Annotated in this window: 14 protein-coding genes; 7 read left to right on the top strand and 7 right to left on the bottom strand. The window is 68.5% G+C overall.

Annotation, left to right across the window (positions count from 1 at the left end; translation table 11 throughout):
* From UK23_RS17780 to UK23_RS17755, 6 genes are all read right to left on the bottom strand, one after another.
* Window positions 1–872 (bottom strand): SidA/IucD/PvdA family monooxygenase (locus UK23_RS17780; protein WP_045312660.1); only part of this gene is annotated, 872 nt, incomplete at its 3' end.
* A gap of 90 nt (window positions 873–962) precedes the next feature.
* Entirely contained in the window at window positions 963–2,201 is a 1,239-nt protein-coding gene (locus tag UK23_RS17775) for an ATP-grasp domain-containing protein (protein ID WP_045312659.1), read from the bottom strand.
* On the bottom strand, window positions 2,198–3,418 hold the full coding sequence (locus UK23_RS17770) for an MFS transporter (protein WP_045312658.1): 1,221 nt from the start codon (window positions 3,416–3,418) through the stop codon (window positions 2,198–2,200). The genes UK23_RS17775 and UK23_RS17770 overlap by 4 nt, the downstream gene beginning before the upstream one ends.
* A complete protein-coding gene (locus tag UK23_RS17765; RefSeq protein WP_045312657.1) occupies window positions 3,418–4,461 on the bottom strand; it encodes an NAD(P)/FAD-dependent oxidoreductase in 1,044 nt (347 codons plus the stop codon). The genes UK23_RS17770 and UK23_RS17765 overlap by 1 nt, the downstream gene beginning before the upstream one ends.
* On the bottom strand, window positions 4,461–5,981 hold the full coding sequence (locus tag UK23_RS17760) for a class I tRNA ligase family protein (protein WP_045312656.1): 1,521 nt from the start codon (window positions 5,979–5,981) through the stop codon (window positions 4,461–4,463). Before UK23_RS17760 ends, UK23_RS17765 begins: the two co-directional genes overlap by 1 nt.
* Complete coding sequence (locus UK23_RS17755) at window positions 5,981–7,255, bottom strand: lysine N(6)-hydroxylase/L-ornithine N(5)-oxygenase family protein (protein WP_045312655.1); 1,275 nt, start codon at window positions 7,253–7,255, stop codon at window positions 5,981–5,983. The genes UK23_RS17760 and UK23_RS17755 overlap by 1 nt, the downstream gene beginning before the upstream one ends.
* 494 nt (window positions 7,256–7,749) lie before the next feature.
* On the opposite strand from UK23_RS17755, the gene UK23_RS17750 reads away from it, so the two are divergent.
* The 3 genes from UK23_RS17750 to UK23_RS17740 all read left to right on the top strand — a co-directional run bounded on the left by UK23_RS17750 (window position 7,750) and on the right by UK23_RS17740 (window position 9,168).
* Entirely contained in the window at window positions 7,750–8,379 is a 630-nt protein-coding gene (locus UK23_RS17750; RefSeq protein ID WP_231114543.1) for a LuxR C-terminal-related transcriptional regulator, read from the top strand.
* Window positions 8,380–8,470: 91 nt separating this feature from the next.
* Window positions 8,471–8,848: a cupin domain-containing protein gene (locus tag UK23_RS17745; RefSeq protein ID WP_052684767.1), complete on the top strand. Its 378-nt coding sequence runs from the start codon at window positions 8,471–8,473 to the stop codon at window positions 8,846–8,848.
* Window positions 8,845–9,168: a hypothetical protein gene (locus UK23_RS17740; protein ID WP_045312654.1), complete on the top strand. Its 324-nt coding sequence runs from the start codon at window positions 8,845–8,847 to the stop codon at window positions 9,166–9,168. The genes UK23_RS17745 and UK23_RS17740 overlap by 4 nt, the downstream gene beginning before the upstream one ends.
* Window positions 9,169–9,354: 186 nt before the next feature.
* On the opposite strand, the gene UK23_RS17735 is transcribed toward UK23_RS17740, so the two are convergent.
* On the bottom strand, window positions 9,355–10,083 hold the full coding sequence (locus tag UK23_RS17735) for a type 1 glutamine amidotransferase domain-containing protein (RefSeq protein WP_082114745.1): 729 nt from the start codon (window positions 10,081–10,083) through the stop codon (window positions 9,355–9,357).
* Between the two features lie 80 nt (window positions 10,084–10,163).
* Here UK23_RS17735 and UK23_RS17730 point away from each other — a divergent pair, with 80 nt between their 5' ends.
* The 4 genes from UK23_RS17730 (at window position 10,164) to UK23_RS17715 (ending at window position 16,390) form a co-directional block, all read left to right on the top strand.
* Window positions 10,164–10,502: a hypothetical protein gene (locus UK23_RS17730; RefSeq protein ID WP_196777782.1), complete on the top strand. Its 339-nt coding sequence runs from the start codon at window positions 10,164–10,166 to the stop codon at window positions 10,500–10,502.
* A gap of 111 nt (window positions 10,503–10,613) precedes the next feature.
* Window positions 10,614–11,804, top strand: a complete 1,191-nt coding sequence (locus UK23_RS17725) for a hypothetical protein (protein ID WP_045312652.1) — start codon at window positions 10,614–10,616, stop codon at window positions 11,802–11,804.
* A 148-nt stretch (window positions 11,805–11,952) separates the two neighbouring features.
* Entirely contained in the window at window positions 11,953–12,636 is a 684-nt protein-coding gene (locus UK23_RS17720; RefSeq protein ID WP_052684766.1) for a DUF7436 family protein, read from the top strand.
* A gap of 166 nt (window positions 12,637–12,802) precedes the next feature.
* Entirely contained in the window at window positions 12,803–16,390 is a 3,588-nt protein-coding gene (locus UK23_RS17715; protein WP_045312651.1) for a discoidin domain-containing protein, read from the top strand.
* Window positions 16,391–16,492: the final 102 nt, after the last annotated feature.

The following is a 16,492-nucleotide window of genomic DNA, read 5'->3' as shown; positions in this document are numbered from 1 at the left end:
TGGTAGAGCATCGTGTAGAGCTGGTCGAGGAACTCCGGCGCGAGGCCCGCGTAGTTCGTCAGGCGCATCTCGCCGAGGATCTGCTTGCGCACCTCGGGCGGGCTGTCGTAGAACTCGTCCACGAACGACGGGTAGAACAGCTCGTTCACGAACTTGCTGTGCTGGTAGTTCTGCAGCCCGATCGAGCGGACGACCATCGTCACCTGGCTCTCGGGCAGGTTCTGGTGCAGCGCGTAGAACATCTCCGCCGCGCTCTGCGCGCCGCCCACGACGACCGCGCGCAACGGCTTGTCCTTGGGGATCTGCGCGATCCTGGTGCGGTACTGGGCGCTGTGCACGATCCGTTCGGCAGGCAGCTCGCCGAACACGTCCGGGATGCGGGGATCGCGGCCGCCACCGACGACGAGGTCGCGGCAGCGGATCCGGTCACCGTCCACGAGGGACACTTCCCAGCCGGTGATCGAACCGTCGTCCGAGCGCGTGGGCTCGATGCTCTGAGCTCGGGCGTCGTAGCGGATCTGCACCCGCTCCAGCTCCTTCGCGGCCCACTGCAGGTAGTCCGACAGCTCCCAGCGGTACGGGCTGAACGTGCCGAGGTTGCAGAACTCGTCGAGCCTGCCCTGGGAGTGCAGGAAGTTGAGGAACGAGAAGCGGCTGCGCGGGTTGCGCAACGTCACCAGGTCCTTGAGGAACGAGACCTGGCTGCGCGCCCACGGCATCAGCAGGTTGCGCTGCCACTTGACGTCCGGGCTCTGCTCCAGCAGCAGGGTGTTCTCGGCCAGGTCCGACTCGGACTCCTCGATCGCGACGGCGAGCGCCAGGTTCGCCGGCCCCGCCCCGATCGCCAGAACCCCGACTTCTCGGTCTGTCACAGTGCCCCCTCGATGGTTTCGCAGCCAGAAATGAAGCTAGACAACGAAGTTCCCCAAGATGAAGAGGAACCGTTCCCGACCGGTCGGGAATTACCGGACTTCGATGTGGACGGCCGCCACGGCGTTTTCCGCGCAGCGCAACGCAACCGCGGCCGTGTCGCCGGTGGCCATGACGATGCCCGCACGGTCCCAGGAGCTCCTGAGTCCGTCGAACTTCTCCCCCGGCGCGACCGTCACCTGCACCAGGTGCACACCGTCGAGCTGCCGTGCCTCGCCCACGCCGTCGATGCTCTCGACGACACCGGGTTCGATCGTCAGAAACCTCACGGCCGCACCGGATTTCGCCCTCGCGGGCAGGTCACTGGGCGGGTCCTCGCCCTTCAGCACCGCGTAGTAGCAGCGCAGCAGCTCGACCGGGTAGGCGAGCTGGATGACGTCCAGAATCCCGTCCCCTGCCAGCCTTCCCGCGCACTCGACGAGGTGCGGGACGCCGTCCGAGACGATCCACTCGCAGTGCACGATGCCGTCGCGGAACCCGGCGGCGTCGATCACCCGCGCGGTCTCCTCCTTCAGCAGCTCGTCCAGGTCGGCCGGGATGTCCGCGGGCACGATGTGCGCGAGCTCGACCGGCAACGGTCCGGGCACGAGCTGTTTGCCGGTGGTGTTGGCCCACAACGGTTCTCCGCCGCGCACCAGCATCTCGACGCTGAACTCCTCGCCCTCGACGAACTCCTCGGCGAGCATCGAGAGCTCCATCGGCCGGTCCGGGACGAAGATGCCCTCGTCCTGTGCCGTGCAATGCGCCCACGCCTCGTCGATGTCGTCCGGGTCGTGGATCACCTGCGTGCCCACGGCCGCCTGACGGTTCGACGGCTTGAGCACGATCGACCGGTGGCCTCGCATGAACGCCAGCACGTCCGCCGGGCTCGTCACCCGGACGCTGACCGGGTTGCGGATGCCGGCGGAAGCGGTGACCTGGCGCAGCAACGTCTTGTCCCGCATGATCTCCGCCGCGCCGAACGTCGCGCCGGGCAGGCCGTAGCGTTCGGCGAGACGGGCGGCGAACGGCGTCGCGTACTCGATCGCCGGGATGATCGCAGCGGGGTCGAGGTCGCGGTGGGTGTGGAAGAACTCGTCGGCCTTGCCCGGGGTGAGGTACTCCCACTCGATCAGGCCGCGGACGAACCCGACGCCCTCGATCTGGTCGCGCACGTGCCGCTTGCGGATCACGTCCGGTTCCTCGACGTAGATCACCGAGTCGTCCGGCTGGAAGTCCGCGACCAGGCCGATCGTGACGCCGACGAACCCGACGACGAGGACGGGCCTCATGCCGCACCTGCTTCGACGGGTTCCTTCTGGGCTTCCCGGACGCCGTACACCGCGAGCAGGCCCGCGACGCCGTTCACCAGCGCGATGACGATCCAGAACGCGCCGCCGAGGGAGTTGAACGTGAACACGCCGAACAGCGGGCCGATCGCGGAGGCGAGTCCGATGACCGCCTGCATCGTGCCGATGTAGCGGGACTTGTACTCGGCCGGGAACTTCGCCGGGTGCGCGAACATCGTCGGGCCGGCGATCATCAGGCCGCTCACCGCGAACACCGCGCCGAGGATCACGAACGTTCCGGACTGGAACGCCAGCGCGTAGAGGACGAAGCCGAGCGAGTTCACCATGTGCCCGGCGAACACCGCGATGTGCTGCGGGATCTTGACGATGTACGACGTGATCTTCAGCTCGCACGTGATGAGCACGAGCGACGAGACCGTGAGCACCGCGCTGTAGAGGCTGGTCGGGTACTTGTCCGCGACGATCTCCAGCGGCAGCGCGGTGACCGACTGCGCGTAGGCGATCGTGCCGAGGAACACCGCCGCGAGATAGGCGAGGTACTTCCGGTCGCCCGCCATCCTCGCGTAGGCCGCGCGGGCGTCCACCGCGGGCTTCTTCTCTTCGTCGTCCTTCGGAGCCTCGACGCGCGGCAGCAGCAGGTATGCCAGCAACCCGTAGAGCAGCGCCGTCGCACCGTCGAGGTAGAAGAGCAGGTCCCAGTCGATCAGGATCAGCCCGGCGGCGATGAGCGGGGCCACCGCGGCACCGGTGTTCAGCGCGATGCGCATCATCGAGAACGCCATCACCTGGTGCTCTTCCGGCATCAGGTCGCTGAGCAGCACCGCGGCGGCCGGCCGGTATGTCTGGGTGACGAGCCCGGCGAGGCCGACGACCAGGAACAACACCACCGGGATCGTGGCCACGAACGGGATCGACGCCACCAGCGGCGCGGACGCCAGCATGGCCATCGTGATCGTCGTGCGCGGCCCGAACCGGTGCGTGAGCTCGCCGCCGAGCAGCGTGCCGAAGATCGACCCGACGCTGTACGCGGCCAGCGACAGCCCGGCGATGCCGAGCGCGTCGCCGCGGAAGGTCAGGTACAGCAGGATGAACGTCTGGACGAAGGCGCCGAGCTGGTTGATCAGCACGCCGCCGAGGAGGTAGCGGACTGGTGTGGGAGTCGCTCGCAACGTGGCGAGAACTCCGCTGTCAGTGGACATCAGGCTGCCTCCTCAAAGGCGTGCAGGGCATCGACGATCCGTCCGGCGACCAGCGGTGCCGTGGCGAAACCGGACCCACCGCAGGCCGCCCGTGCCCAGACGGCCGGAGCCACCTCGGTGAGCAGCGCGCCACCCGTGGCGGCGTCGGTGGTGTAGTGGCAGTGTTTGACCGCGACCACGGTGTATCTGTCCACATCGGACACGATGGACGCGGCGAGCAGGCGGTCGACCCACCTGTGGTCGAGCTCGTCGCTGTCGACGGAGGCCACTTCGCGGCGCACGGCGTCGGAGCTGATCTTCAGCAGGGTGCCGTCGCCCGGCGGCAGCAGCCACCCCCGGCCGTCCCGGCCGAGCCGTCCGGCACCAGGAGCGTTCTCCCACCACTGCATGAGCCGCTCGGGCGGCCGCAGGTACACCATGGTCTGGCGGTGCACGCGAACCGGGACGTCGACCAGCTCGGTCGTCCAGGGACCTTCGGCGACCAGCACCAGATCCGCGTGGACCGTGCTGCCGCCCTCGACCTCGACCCGGCCGGTGTCGACGGCGACGACCCGGCTGTTGGGGCGCAACGACACGAGCGGGTGCTCGATCAGCCAGCGCACGGCGGCGACCAGCACGCGTTCGGCGAGCAGCACTCCGGCGTCGATCTCCAGCACGCCGGCCGTGTCGTCGGCGAGGACCAGGTGCGGCAGCTTCTCCGGCTCCACCGTCTCGACGGGCAGCCCGCACCTCGCCGCCTGCTCGGCCATCGCCACGGCTTCGGCGCGCGGCCAGGCCGTGACGACGCCGACCCGGCGGTAGAACCTGGTGTCCAGCAAGGACTCCAGCTCGAGCCAGCGCCGGTGTGCGGCGACGCGGGCGAGGGTGGCGTCCACGTCGCCCGGGACGAACGTCCGGAGCGCGCGGTGCTGGTCGAACGACGTGGACACCGGACTGGGGATGCTGCGGCGGTCGAGCACCGTCACCCGATGCCCGGCGAGTGCGCACTCGACCGCCGTCAGCAAGCCGGTGACGCCGGCTCCGACGATGACGACTCTGGCCATCACTCGGACAGTTCCGGCAGGTGTCGCGGCGTGAACTCGTGAGCGTCGAACGTCGACGGGATCACGCTGTCCCCCAACGCCTTCCCGGCGAGGTCGGTCAGGATCGGCCCGGCGCAGCGCAGGAACGTGTCGACCTCGTGGCAGAAGTCGCCCGCGTTCTCGGCGGTGAGCGGGAAGGAGTCCAGGCGGGCCAGCTGCTCGGTGAGCGTGAACGCCGCCGCCGTGACGCTGAACCGCCGCACGTCATACGCACCCGCGAACCGTTCGACCATCAGCCGGGCGGCGACACGGGACCGTTCCGAGACCGGCAGCGGAGACTCCGCAAGCGCGTTGACCTTGGCCGCGATCCTGTTCCACGGCGCCACCAGGCGCGACGACGTCACCTCCGCCATCGCGGCACGGGTGAAGTTCGTGCGCTGGAACTCCGGGCTGGTCGAGGCCAGGTAGAACCGGATCAGGTCGCGCGGGACGTCCTCGTCCAGCAGCTCCTGCCCGGTGACGAGGTGGCCGCGGCTGGTCGAGAACTTGTCGTTCTCCAGCTCGTAGAACTCGTTGGTGACGAACTGCTCCGGCAGCACGTACTGCTCCAGCGCCAGCAACATCGCGACGCCCGCAACGGCGAACGCGAAACCCGCGTCCGAGCCGAAGAAGTACACGACCTCGGTGTCGGCGAACCACAGCTGGTCGTCGCTCTCCAGCACCTCACCACGGGCCTGGGCGGCCAGCGCGGAGGCGTGGATGCTCCAGGTGATCGTCTCGGTGTCCGAGTAGAACACCTGACCCGCGACCTCCGGGAACGGCGCCGGGATGCCCCAGGAGATCGGCAGCGTGACCGGGTAGTCCGGCAACGGCCGCGCCAGCATCTCCTCGATCATCCGGGCGAGACGAGGCCGCAACGTCGGCGCGTGCCGGGCGAAGAACTCCTCCAGCCCCGCCCGGTACTCCTCGACCGGCAGGACGAGCACCTTCTCCTCGCGCAGCTCGACCGGGTCCGAAGGGTCCAATGTGGACTTCGGGTCGACCAGCTCGCCCGAGGCGATCCAGTGGCCGCAGCCCTCGCACAGCCCGGCGCAGCCGTCGGTCAGGCACACCGGGCAGCCGCCGCGCACGTACGCGTCGGTGAGGAACTCCCCCGTGCGCGGCGAGTACGGGAACTTCACCGCGCGCAGCCGCAGCTTGCCCGCGCTGTGCAGGCGGTCGAAGAAGGTGACGACGGTCTTGACGTACCGCTCGTCGAACCGCACGAACCCGTCCGGCTGGATGTCCATCGCCGCGAGCGACGCCTCGACCTGCCCCGCCGACTTCTCGCGCAGGTCCTCGGGCTTCACTCCGAGGCGGCGCGCGGTGGTGACGATGTAGTTCTGCGTCGAGTGGATGCCGGTGCCGAACAGCACGTCGCACCCGGCGGCACGGGCGTACCGCGCACAGATGTCCGCGGCGAGGAACGGGCCGGCGAGGTGGCCGAGGTGCAGGTCGCCGTTCGCCGTCGGGCCGGGGGCGATCACGAGAAGCTTGCTCATCAGGCGGTCCTCAGCTCGGCGGTGCGGCGGGCGAGCAGGTCGTTGACGATGTCCTGCGAGCGGTGGGCGAGCACGCTGATCAACGAGTCGGACATGCCGTGCGTCTTCTCGTTGACGCCCTGCAGGTACAGCGCGCCCCACGCCGCGTCGCCGATGTCGACGCGGTACTGGCGGCTCACGGCGATGTCGTCCAGACCGAGCTGCGAGGCGAGATCCCTCGCCATCGCGGGCATCCGCTGGTCGTAGCCGGTGCCGAGCACCACGAGGTCGCAGCGCACCGGCTCGACCTTGCCGGTCCTGCGGTCGTGCAGGTCGAGCACGACCTCGTCGCCGTCCATCCTGGCGCCGCCGACCTCGGTCATCGACCGGACGCTGGAACGCTGCGGCCCCAACGCCTTCTGCTGGTAGAGCATCGTGTAGAGCTCGTCGAGGAACGGCGGCGCGAGACCCGCGTAGTTCGCGAACCGCATCTCGTCGAGGATCTGCGCGCGCACCTCTTCCGGCGTGTCGTAGAACTCGTCCACATAGGACGGGAAGAACGCCTCGTTGATGAACTTGCTGGTCTGGTAGTTCTGCAGGCCGATCGACCGCACCACCATCGTGACCCGGCTGTCGGGCAGGTCTCCGTGCAGCGCGTAGAACATCTCGGCGGCACTCTGCGCGCCACCCACCACGACGGCGTGCAGCGGCCGGTCCTTCGGCACGTCACCGATGCGGTTCAGATACTGCGAGCTGTGCAGGACCTTCTCGGTGGGCAGGCCGGCGAACACGGCGGGCACGTGCGCGTCGCGGCCACCGCCGACGACCAGGTCACGGCACCGGATCACGTCGCCGTTCGCGAGCGTCACGGTCCACCCGGTGATCACGCCGTTCTCGACGGTGGGCTCGATGCGCCCGGCTTTCGCGTTGTAGCGCACCTGCACACGGTCCAAAGAGGACGCGACCCACTGCAGGTAGTCCGACATCTCCCAGCGGTACGGGTGGAAGGTGCCGAGGTTCACGAACTCGTCGAGCCTGCCCTGCTCGTACAGGAAGCTCAGGAACGAGAAGCGGCTGGTCGGGTTGCGCAAGGTCACCAGGTCCTTGAGGAACGAGACCTGGCTGCGCGCCCACGGCATCAGCGTGCCGCGCTGCCACTTGATGTCCTCGTACTGCTCCAGCACGAGCGTATCGCCCGCCAGTTCCCGCGCCCCGGACTCCTCGATCGCGACGGCCAGGGCGAGGTTCGCCGGGCCAGCGCCGATCGCCAGTACGCCCACGTCTTGGACAGTCACAAGTCCCCCTCCAGTCGTCCCCGAGTGCGTTCCAGAGGCTAGGTAGCGGGGTTTCCCAGCAGATAGGGGAACTGTTCCCGGCAGCATGGGCAATTGCCGATTCGCTTATGGGGCTATGAACTCCCGCACCGGTTCACCGAGAGTGATCATGGGCCCGGTCACCGGCTGTCACCTCATGCGGCCCCTCGTTGGGCCGCTTCGCCGAACGGACGCGGCGATCGCAGGCACGCCATTGCTCCGGTTGTCACGGGCATGCGGCAGTACGTTGGGCCGAACGAGTGAAAATCGCCATTCTGAGATCGCGACTCACCCCGATGGAGCGATATACCCTACGGCCGGTGCCGCTCTTTGGGGGAGAACAGGTGACCGCTATGGAATGACACGAAGAGCTATTTATCGGGGGAAGACCGATGACTCAGGTGGAACACTCGGCACTACCGCACCTACGCCGCGGCGTCGACATCGCGGTACTGCACAGACCTGCGGCAGTCACCGTGGTGCTCGCCGACACGCAGCCCGCCATCAGGCACGGAGTGCGTTCCGTGCTCGAACGCGCAGGCGGGCTCACCGTGATAGGTGAAGCTTCTACTTCTTCCGAGGTCGTGGCGGAGACAATGCGCTGCCGACCCGACGTGCTGGTGGTCGACGTCGACACCATCGGTTCGGGAAACTGCCTATTAGTAGAACAAATAGCGCGCGCATGCCCCGAAACGGGCATTCTGGTCTTCAGCGCCCGCGATTGCGATGTGACCGTGATGGCCGCCATTCGCGCAGGCGCACGGGGCTATTTGTTGAAGAACGCCGACCCGGACCAGATCGTGCGCGGCATCCAGGCGGTGGCAGCCGGCGAGTTCCTCATCGGCAAAACCATCGCCTCCCGTTTCGGCGCACTCATGCACCCGGCGAACGACCACTCGCCCTACCCGTTCCCGCAGCTCACCGCCAAGGAGCGGGAGGTGCTCGACAGGATCGCCGCCGGCCGGTCCAACGTGGCCATCGCGCGCGAGTTCGCGCTCGCGTCGAAGACCATCAGCAACCGGGTGTCCGCGATCTTCGCGAAGCTCGGCGTGGCGGACCGCGCGCAGGCGATCGTCATGGCCCGCGACGCCGGCCTGGGGCGGTAGTTCCTGGCAGGTGAGGGAAAGCCTCCCCTGTCGGAAGGGAAGCCCGCGAACCTACGCTCCGCCTCGTCGCCGAACGTCGATCGGAGTTGGGATGCCGACGGACAAAGTGGACTTTCGCCGGAGCGAGCCCGAGAACCTCCAACGCGAGCACGGGCTCGACCTCAAGCTGCTGCACCCGTGGCCGGGCCTGGCCACGCCGTTCCGCGGCGCCTGGTGCGTGCTGCGCCCCGGCGACGTCACCGACCGGCACCAGCATCGCGAGCAGGAGCTGTTCATCGCGATGTCCGGCCGGGCCGAGGTCGTCGTGGGCGGGGACACCCACGTGCTGGAGGCGGGCGACCTGGCGTTGATGCCGGGCAGCGTCGACCACCACATCCAGAACCCGCACGAGGAGGACTTCTCCTACTACGCGATCTGGTGGGACGGGATCATGGCCGGCGAGTACCTGGCCGAGGAGCGCCCGGCGTGATCGACTACAACGGCCGCCGCTTCCGCAAGCCCGACAGCGACCCGCACACCGTCGCCGAGTACCACCAGGACGGCGACCTCGTGTGGGCCGACTTCGCCGGTGGCAAGGTCCGCCGCGGCTCGATCGCGGGCACGCGCGCGCCCGACGGCACCCTCCACATGGGATACACGATGGTGCTCGAGAACGGCGACGTGATCTGCGGGCACACCGTGAACACGCCGGAGTTCACGGCCGAGGGACGGCTCAGGCTGCGCGAGGAGTGGGAGCGCTACGGCCCGCACGCCGCGGCCGGCACCTCCTACATCGACGAGGTCGGCTGATTCCAAGGCGGTGGCTCTGTTGGCGTCTGCAAGTACCACCAACCCTTGATCAAATCGCCTCTAACTACTACCAACAGCCCCGGAACCCGCCGTCGCGCGGCGCAGCGGCCGGGCCGGTTGGTAGTAGGAAAGCGCTGGATGATCTTGGGTTGGTGGTACTTGCAGACGCCATGGCCACCAGACCTTCTAGAGCAGGCCGGCGAACGTCCTGGCGAACAGGTAGGCGTCGCCCGGCCACCGCGCGGACACGTAGTTGCCGTCCCGCACCACGAACGCGGGCCCGTCGTCGGTCGCCGTGCCGCGGCGGGAGAGCTCGGTCGGGCCGCGTTCGAACGTCGCGCCGGCCGCCACCACCTCGTCCTGCACGTAGGCCGGGTAGGTGCGGTAGTAACGACCGCGGCGCCAGGCGGTGAGGTAGTAGGCGGAGCGCTCCATGTACTTCGGCAGGCAGGTCGTGCGGCGGCCGGCCAGCGGACTGCGGCCGGTGACGGGGTCCGTCGCGCGCGCCAGCACCAGCACGCCGTGGCAGATCGTGCCGACCGGCCGTTCCAGAGCCCAGAACGACGCGACCTTGGTCTGCAGGACCGCCGAACCGAGGTACTGGCGCATCCCGGGAGCGTGGCCGCCGGGCAGAACCATTCCGTCGTACGACGACGGCTCGATGGCGCTCCACGCGATCGGTGCGCGGTACTCCGGGGCTTCGGTCAGCAAGTCGTAGAAGGCCTTGGGCTCGGGCTCCGCGCCCAGCTGTCCGAAGAGGACACCGGACAGCAGCAACGGGTCGGCCCGCGGCCGCTGCCCGCCGTGTTCGGTGGCGAAGACGACCTCGTGGCCGGCGTCGGTCAGCACCCGCCAGGGCACCGCGACCTCGGTCACGTCGAAGTCGTGGTCCGGCAACGGCATCAAAATGCGCACGACGGCGATCCTCCTTCATCCGGTGAGAACCGCGGCACGTTCCCGCCCGATCCCGGGCCCGAGTGAGTACAACAACGATCATGAGTGCACGGATCACGGTCTGCCGGGGATGTTGCTGCGGCACCGAGCGCAAGCATCCCGAGGTCGACCACGACCGCCAACTGGACCTGCTGCGTTCCCGGCTCACCGCGGTGAAGGTCGCCGACTGCCTGGACGCGTGCGAGGTGTCGAACGTGGTCGTCGTGCAGCCGAGCCCGTCCGCGCGGGCCGCCGGTGCCAAACCCGTGTGGGTGGGGTCCATCCTCGACGACGCCGCCGTGCACGGGGTGGCCGACTGGGTCGACGCGGGCGGCCCCGGTCTCGCCGCGCCGCCACCGGCGATCGCCACGCTGATCGTCGACACGCCTGGCCCGAAGTAGCCTCGCTGTCATCTTCTCGTCATGCCACTTTCTGCCAGCGCAGAGCCTCGTTTCCGCAGGCCGCGGGTGCTGATACTGGGCACCCGCTCCCCCACGGCACCGAGGAGAACCATGAGAAACACCATCGCCTCCCGCCTGGCGGTGGCCGTGACGGCTGCTGTGACAACTCTTGGGACCGTCGGCCTGATGCCCCCTCCGGCCTGGGCGCAGACGGCCCCCGACACTCTGCTGAACCTGCCCGCCGAAGCGGTCGCGCACGCGAGCCGGTTGCAGGCGGGTCTCGACATCGAGGTCATCGACCCGAGCGCCTACGTGTGCTCGACCTCGACCCCGATCCGGGACTGGCTCACCGCGAGCAAAGCCGGTTGGACCGCCACGGACCACAACCTCGCCAACCTCGCGCAGCAGCTCGTGCTGCTCGACACGGTGTTGTTCCCGGACGACGCGGGCAGCGGCTTCGGGCCGTTCACCACCCAGGTCACCCACACGTTCCGCGACCTCGGCAGGTTCTGGGACATCGACCCGGGCAAGATCCGCCTGCTGCCGCTGCGCAGCACGATGCTGACCGACCGGGCGAAGCTGACCAGGGTCTTCACGGTCGGCTGGGGCTTCCCGGAGCCCGTGTCGGCGAGCCTCGCCGACCAGATGGCGACGCTCATGGACACCGACAAGTTCCAGCACGGCCGCCACCCCGGCTTCACGTTCAACGCCTTCGCCATCAACGGGCTGGAGGTCCCCGGCGTGGGCACGGTGCCGCCGGAGATCGTCATGGGTGACGGCGTGCTCGCGGGCATGCAGGCGGTCGGGCTCGGCGACGTCGCCCCGCAGGCGATCCTCGCGCACGAGTACGGCCACCACGTGCAGTACCAGCGCGACCTGTTCGACTCGGACCTCACCGGTCCCGAGGCGAGCCGGCGCACGGAGCTGATGGCTGACGCGTATGCCGCGTACTACCTGACGCACGCACGCGGCGCGACCATGCAGTGGAAGCGCGTCCAGCAGTTCGTGCAGGTGTTCGGGCAGCTCGGCGACTGCGGGTTCGCGGGCGACAGCCACCACGGCACGCCCAACCAGCGGCTGCACTCCGCAGAGTGGGGCTACGGTTTCTCCTTCTTCTCTCAGAAGCAGGGTCACGTGATGTGTATAAGAGCAGCTCCCGATCCTGGTCGCACCGGACGCCTGACGTGCTGCAGCCGTCCTCTCAAGACGGTTGCGGTGGTACAACGGCAGCTGTGCAGCCGTTGCAGGCCCTCGGACTCTCCGAGGCGGCGGAACGCACCTATCTCGACCTGGTCGAGGTAGGTGCGTCGTCGCTCGCCGACCTCACCGCACGGCTCAAGACCGACTTGTCCGCGCCGCTGGCCGAACTGTCCGCGATGGGCCTGGTCGAGCTGACCGGCGACACCGTCATCCCGACGCCGCCGCGGCTCGCGATGGAGGCGCTCGGGAGATGTTGTCGCGCTTGTGGACCCGCGGTCTCGAACGGCGCACGGACTTCGAGCTGCTGCCGTCCCACGAGGCCGGACGCGCGGTGCTCGACAGCGTCCAGGCCGACGCCCGCGAACGGGTCAGGGCGATGACGCTCGGCAACCTCTCCACCGAGGGTCACAAGATCGTCGAGGGGTTCTTCGAGGCGCTCGCCCGCGGCGTGTCGTACCAGGTCATCTACGGCGCGCACGTACTGCACGACACGCATGCGCTCGAGATGGTGCAGCAGTGCGTGGTGGCGGGCGAAGAGGCCAGGGTGTTCCCGCACGTGCCGATGAACGTGACCATCGTGGACGATCGCTGGGCACTCGTCGCCGCGCGGGCTCCGGTGGCGGGCAAGCCGAACATCGCCGCGGTCGTCGTGCACGACTCGCCGTTCCTCAGTGGACTGGCCGGGTTCTTCGACGCGTTCTGGCGGATGGCGGTGCCGGTCACCGCGAGTACGAAGGTGGACAGCGCACCGCAACAGGAGAACAAGCAGCTGCTCACGTATTTGTTGGCAGGACTGACCGACGAGGCGATCGCGCGCGAGTTCGGGGTCAGCGAACGCACGATCGCTCGGCGGATCAGCAGGCTGCAGGAGACGCTCGGCGCGCAGACCCGGTTCCAGCTGGGCGTGCAGGCCTCGCGCCAGGGCTGGTTGTAAGGGTCCGCACTTTCCCGGTCCACAGACCGGAATTCCCGCACGAGCAGGACATTGATGACATCGATGTCTTGGCTCAGAAATCCTGTCTCGCTTGTCGTATTGACGGCGCAAGTAACGCCGCCGAAGCTTCCTGGCAACGTTGTCAGGAACAGGATCGGAGCTCGCAATGACGCAGGACTTCGGCGACGGCGTCTCGAGACGGCAGGCGCTGACCATGGGCGGCGGGCTGCTCGCGGGCTTCGGGCTGGGCGCGCTGGTGCCCGCCACCGCGTCCGCCGCGCCGGAGCCGACAGCACCACAGACAGCGGACCTGGCGTTGTTCCGCCCCGTCTCGGTCTCCTCCACCGACTACGCGGCCACCCCTGCGGAGTTCGCCGTGGACGGTCTGGCACAGGTCGGCGTGCAGGGTTCCGGCTGGCGCGCGGCGCAGGGCGACGGCCAGTGGATGATCGTGGACCTGCAGGGGCGCTGCGACATCAGCTCGGTCGTGCTCACGTTCGAGGCCAAGCCGGGCGACCCCGCGTTCGACGCCAACGGATCCCGCGCCGACACCATCGGCACCGAGATCCTCTCCAGCTACGCGGTCGTGTTCGACCTCGACGTGTCGGACGACGGCCGTACCTGGCGGACGGTCTACGGCACCGAGTCCGGCACCGGCTCCGTCGTCACCATCCCGCTCACACCGGCAGTCCGGGCGCGCTGGGTCCGGTTCACCGCGTCCCGCCGCTCGACGTCGAACCCGTTGGGACTCAACGGCTTCCAGGTGTTCGGCACGAGCAGGGACAACCGGCCCGCGGTGCAGGGCTGGACCAACTGGCCGGTGCAGAACCGGGAGAACCCGGCGCTGACCGTGGCTCAGGACGGGTCGGTGCCGCTCGAGTCCGGCTGGGTCCTGACCATGCAGGACTTCGCACCCGCCAAGGACGGCGCCGCGCTCTCCGCCCCGGACGTCGACACCCGCGGCTGGGTGCCCGCGACCGTCCCCGGCACGGTCCTCGCGTCGCTCGTCGAGCAGAAGCACCTGCCGGACCCGGTGTACGGCATGAACAACCTGAAGATCCCGGAGGCGCTGTCCCGGCACGTGTGGTGGTACCGGCGCACGTTCAGCTTGCCGCGCGGGCTCGACGTCAGCGCGGGCCGGCACATCTGGCTCGAGTTCGACGGCATCAACCACGAGGCCGAGATCTGGCTCAACGGCACCAAAGCCGGCGCGATGAGCAACCCGTTCGGCCGGGCCGCGCTGGACGTCACCACGACCTTGTACAAGAGCGGCGACCAGAACCTGGCCGTGCGGATCGCGCCGATGCCGTTCCCCGGCAGCCCCGGCGACAAGGGGCCGCGCGGTGAGGCGTGGGTCGGCGCGAACAGCACGATGTTCAAGAACTCGCCGACGTACCTCGCGGTGTCCGGCTGGGACTGGATGCCCGCCGTCCGCGACCGCGCCTCCGGCATCTGGAACCACGTCCGGCTGCGCTCGACCGGTGCCGTGGTGATCGGCGACCCGCGCATCGACACCGTGCTGCCGGACTCCTCGACCGCTGAGGTCACGTTCACCGTGCCGGTCCGCAACGTCGAGGCCACCGCGCAGAACGTCACCGTCACCGCCGAGTTCGACGCCATCTTGGTCAGCAGCACCGTCACCGTGCCCGCGAACTCCGAGTCCTCGGTCAGGTTCGCCCCGTCCACGCACTCCCAGCTGCGGATCAGGAACCCGAAGCTGTGGTGGCCCAACGGATACGGCGACCCCACCCTGCACGACCTGACGCTCACCGTCGCGAAGGGCAGCGCGGTCAGCGACAAGAAGAAGCTGAAGTTCGGCATCCGGCAGATCACCTACCAGTACGAGCTGCCGATCACCATCGTCGACGGCGCCGCCGACCAAACCGTCGACTTCCCCGCCCAGCAGGCCCGCTACGTCCGGATGCAGGGCGGCCGGCGTGCCACCAGCTGGGGTTTCTCCGTCTTCACGCTGTCCGTTGTGGACAGCAAGAACCCGGACACCGACCTCGCGCGCGGCAAGAACGCGGAGGCTTCGTCGAGTGCGGACTGGACCTCGCCCGGCGCCGTGACCGACGGCGACCCGAAGTCCCGGTGGACCTCGAACTACAACGACAACGAGTACGTGCAGGTCGACCTCGGCTCCGCTGTCTCGTTCGACCGCGTGAAGCTGCGCTGGGAGACGGCGTACGCGGCGACGTTCAAGATCCAGGTCTCGCAGGACGGCCAGACCTGGACCGACGTCGCGAACAAGGACAACTCCCCCAAACCGCTGATCATCATCGTCAACGGCGTGAAGATCTTCGCCCGCGGTGGCAGCTGGGGCTGGGACGAGCTGCTGCGCCGCATGCCCGCCTCCCGCGCGGACGCCGCCGTCGCGCTGCACAAGGACATGAACTTCACCCTGATCCGCAACTGGGTCGGCTCGTCCTACCGCGAGGAGCTCTTCGACGCCTGCGACAAGTACGGCATCCTGCTGTGGAACGAGTTCTGGCTCGGCTGGTCCGCCGACCCCGCGAACCACGACAAGTTCTTCGAGCAGGCCAAGGACACCGTCCTGCGCTACCGCTCGCACGCCTGCTGCGCGGTGTGGTTCGGCTGCAACGAGGGCAGCCCGCCGTCCTCAGTGGACAGCGTGCTGAAGGAGATCGTCAGCACCAACACGGACCTGCTGTACCAGCCGAACTCGGCGAGCGGCGTGATCACCGGCGACGGCAACTACCGCTGGATCGACCCGAAGCAGTACTTCACCGGTGAGGCCACCGGCGGGAAGTTCGGGTTCTGGAGCGAGACCGGCCTGCCGACAGTGTCCGTCGTGGAGTCGATGCGCAACCTCGTCGGTCAGGGCAACGCGGGCTGGCCCATCGGCGACGCCTGGTACATGCACGACTGGTCGGAGAACAGCAACCAGCAGCCGAACGGCTACAAGGGCGCGATCGACGCCCGGCTCGCGCCGTCGAGCAGCCTGGAGGAGTTCTGCCGCAAGGCGCAGTTCGTGAACTACGAGAACATGCGCGCGATCTTCGAGGCGTGGAACACCAAGCTGTGGAACGACGCCACCGGTGTGCTGCTGTGGATGTCGCACCCCGCGTGGCACAGCACGGTGTGGCAGACCTACGACTACGACATGGAGGTCAACGGCAGCTTCTACGGCTCGCGCAAGGGCTGCGAGCAGCGCCACGTGCAGGCCAGCCCGACCAACTGGCAGGTCAACGCGGTCAATCACACGGCCTCCGCGCTGACCGGCGTGACGGTGAAGGCCCAGCTGCACGGCCTGGACGGCAAGACGATCGGGCAGGCGCAGGAGCAGAAGCTCGACGTAGCCGCATTCTCCGCTCCCGCGCTGTTCACCGTGCCGTTCGACAGCGCGCTGCCCGCGTTCCACCTGCTGCGCCTCACGCTGACCGACGCCCAGGGCAAGCAGATCTCCGAGAACACCTACTGGCGGTACCGGACGGAAGCGTCGATGCACGCCCTGAACCAGCTGGCGTACACGCAGCTGGCGATCACGATGACGTCCACGAAGGACGGTTACACCGCGATCGTGCGCAACACCGGCAAGACGGTGGCCGCGATGGTCCGGCTGTCCCTGCGGGAGCGCAACGGGACGGATCGCGTGCTGCCGACCCTGTACAGCGACAACTACTTCTGGTTGCTGCCGGGGGAAGCCAGGACCGTGACGATCAGTCCGCAGAGGACGGTTCGTTCGGCGCGGCTGCGGGCGGAGGCCTACAACTCGGCGCCGAAACTGACCTGATGAACGACAAAAGCGAGGAGACTCGTCTCCCCGCCATGTTCAACTTATAGCGCACCGGGGGTCTTGTGGCAAGACCCCCGGTGTGCTGCACACTCTCCGGCC

The sequence above is a fragment of the Lentzea aerocolonigenes genome (assembly GCF_000955955.1).
GTDB classification, from domain to species: domain Bacteria; phylum Actinomycetota; class Actinomycetes; order Mycobacteriales; family Pseudonocardiaceae; genus Lentzea; species Lentzea aerocolonigenes_A.
The sequence above is the reverse complement of the archived record's forward strand: the minus strand, read 5'-3'. Positions and strand labels throughout refer to the sequence as shown.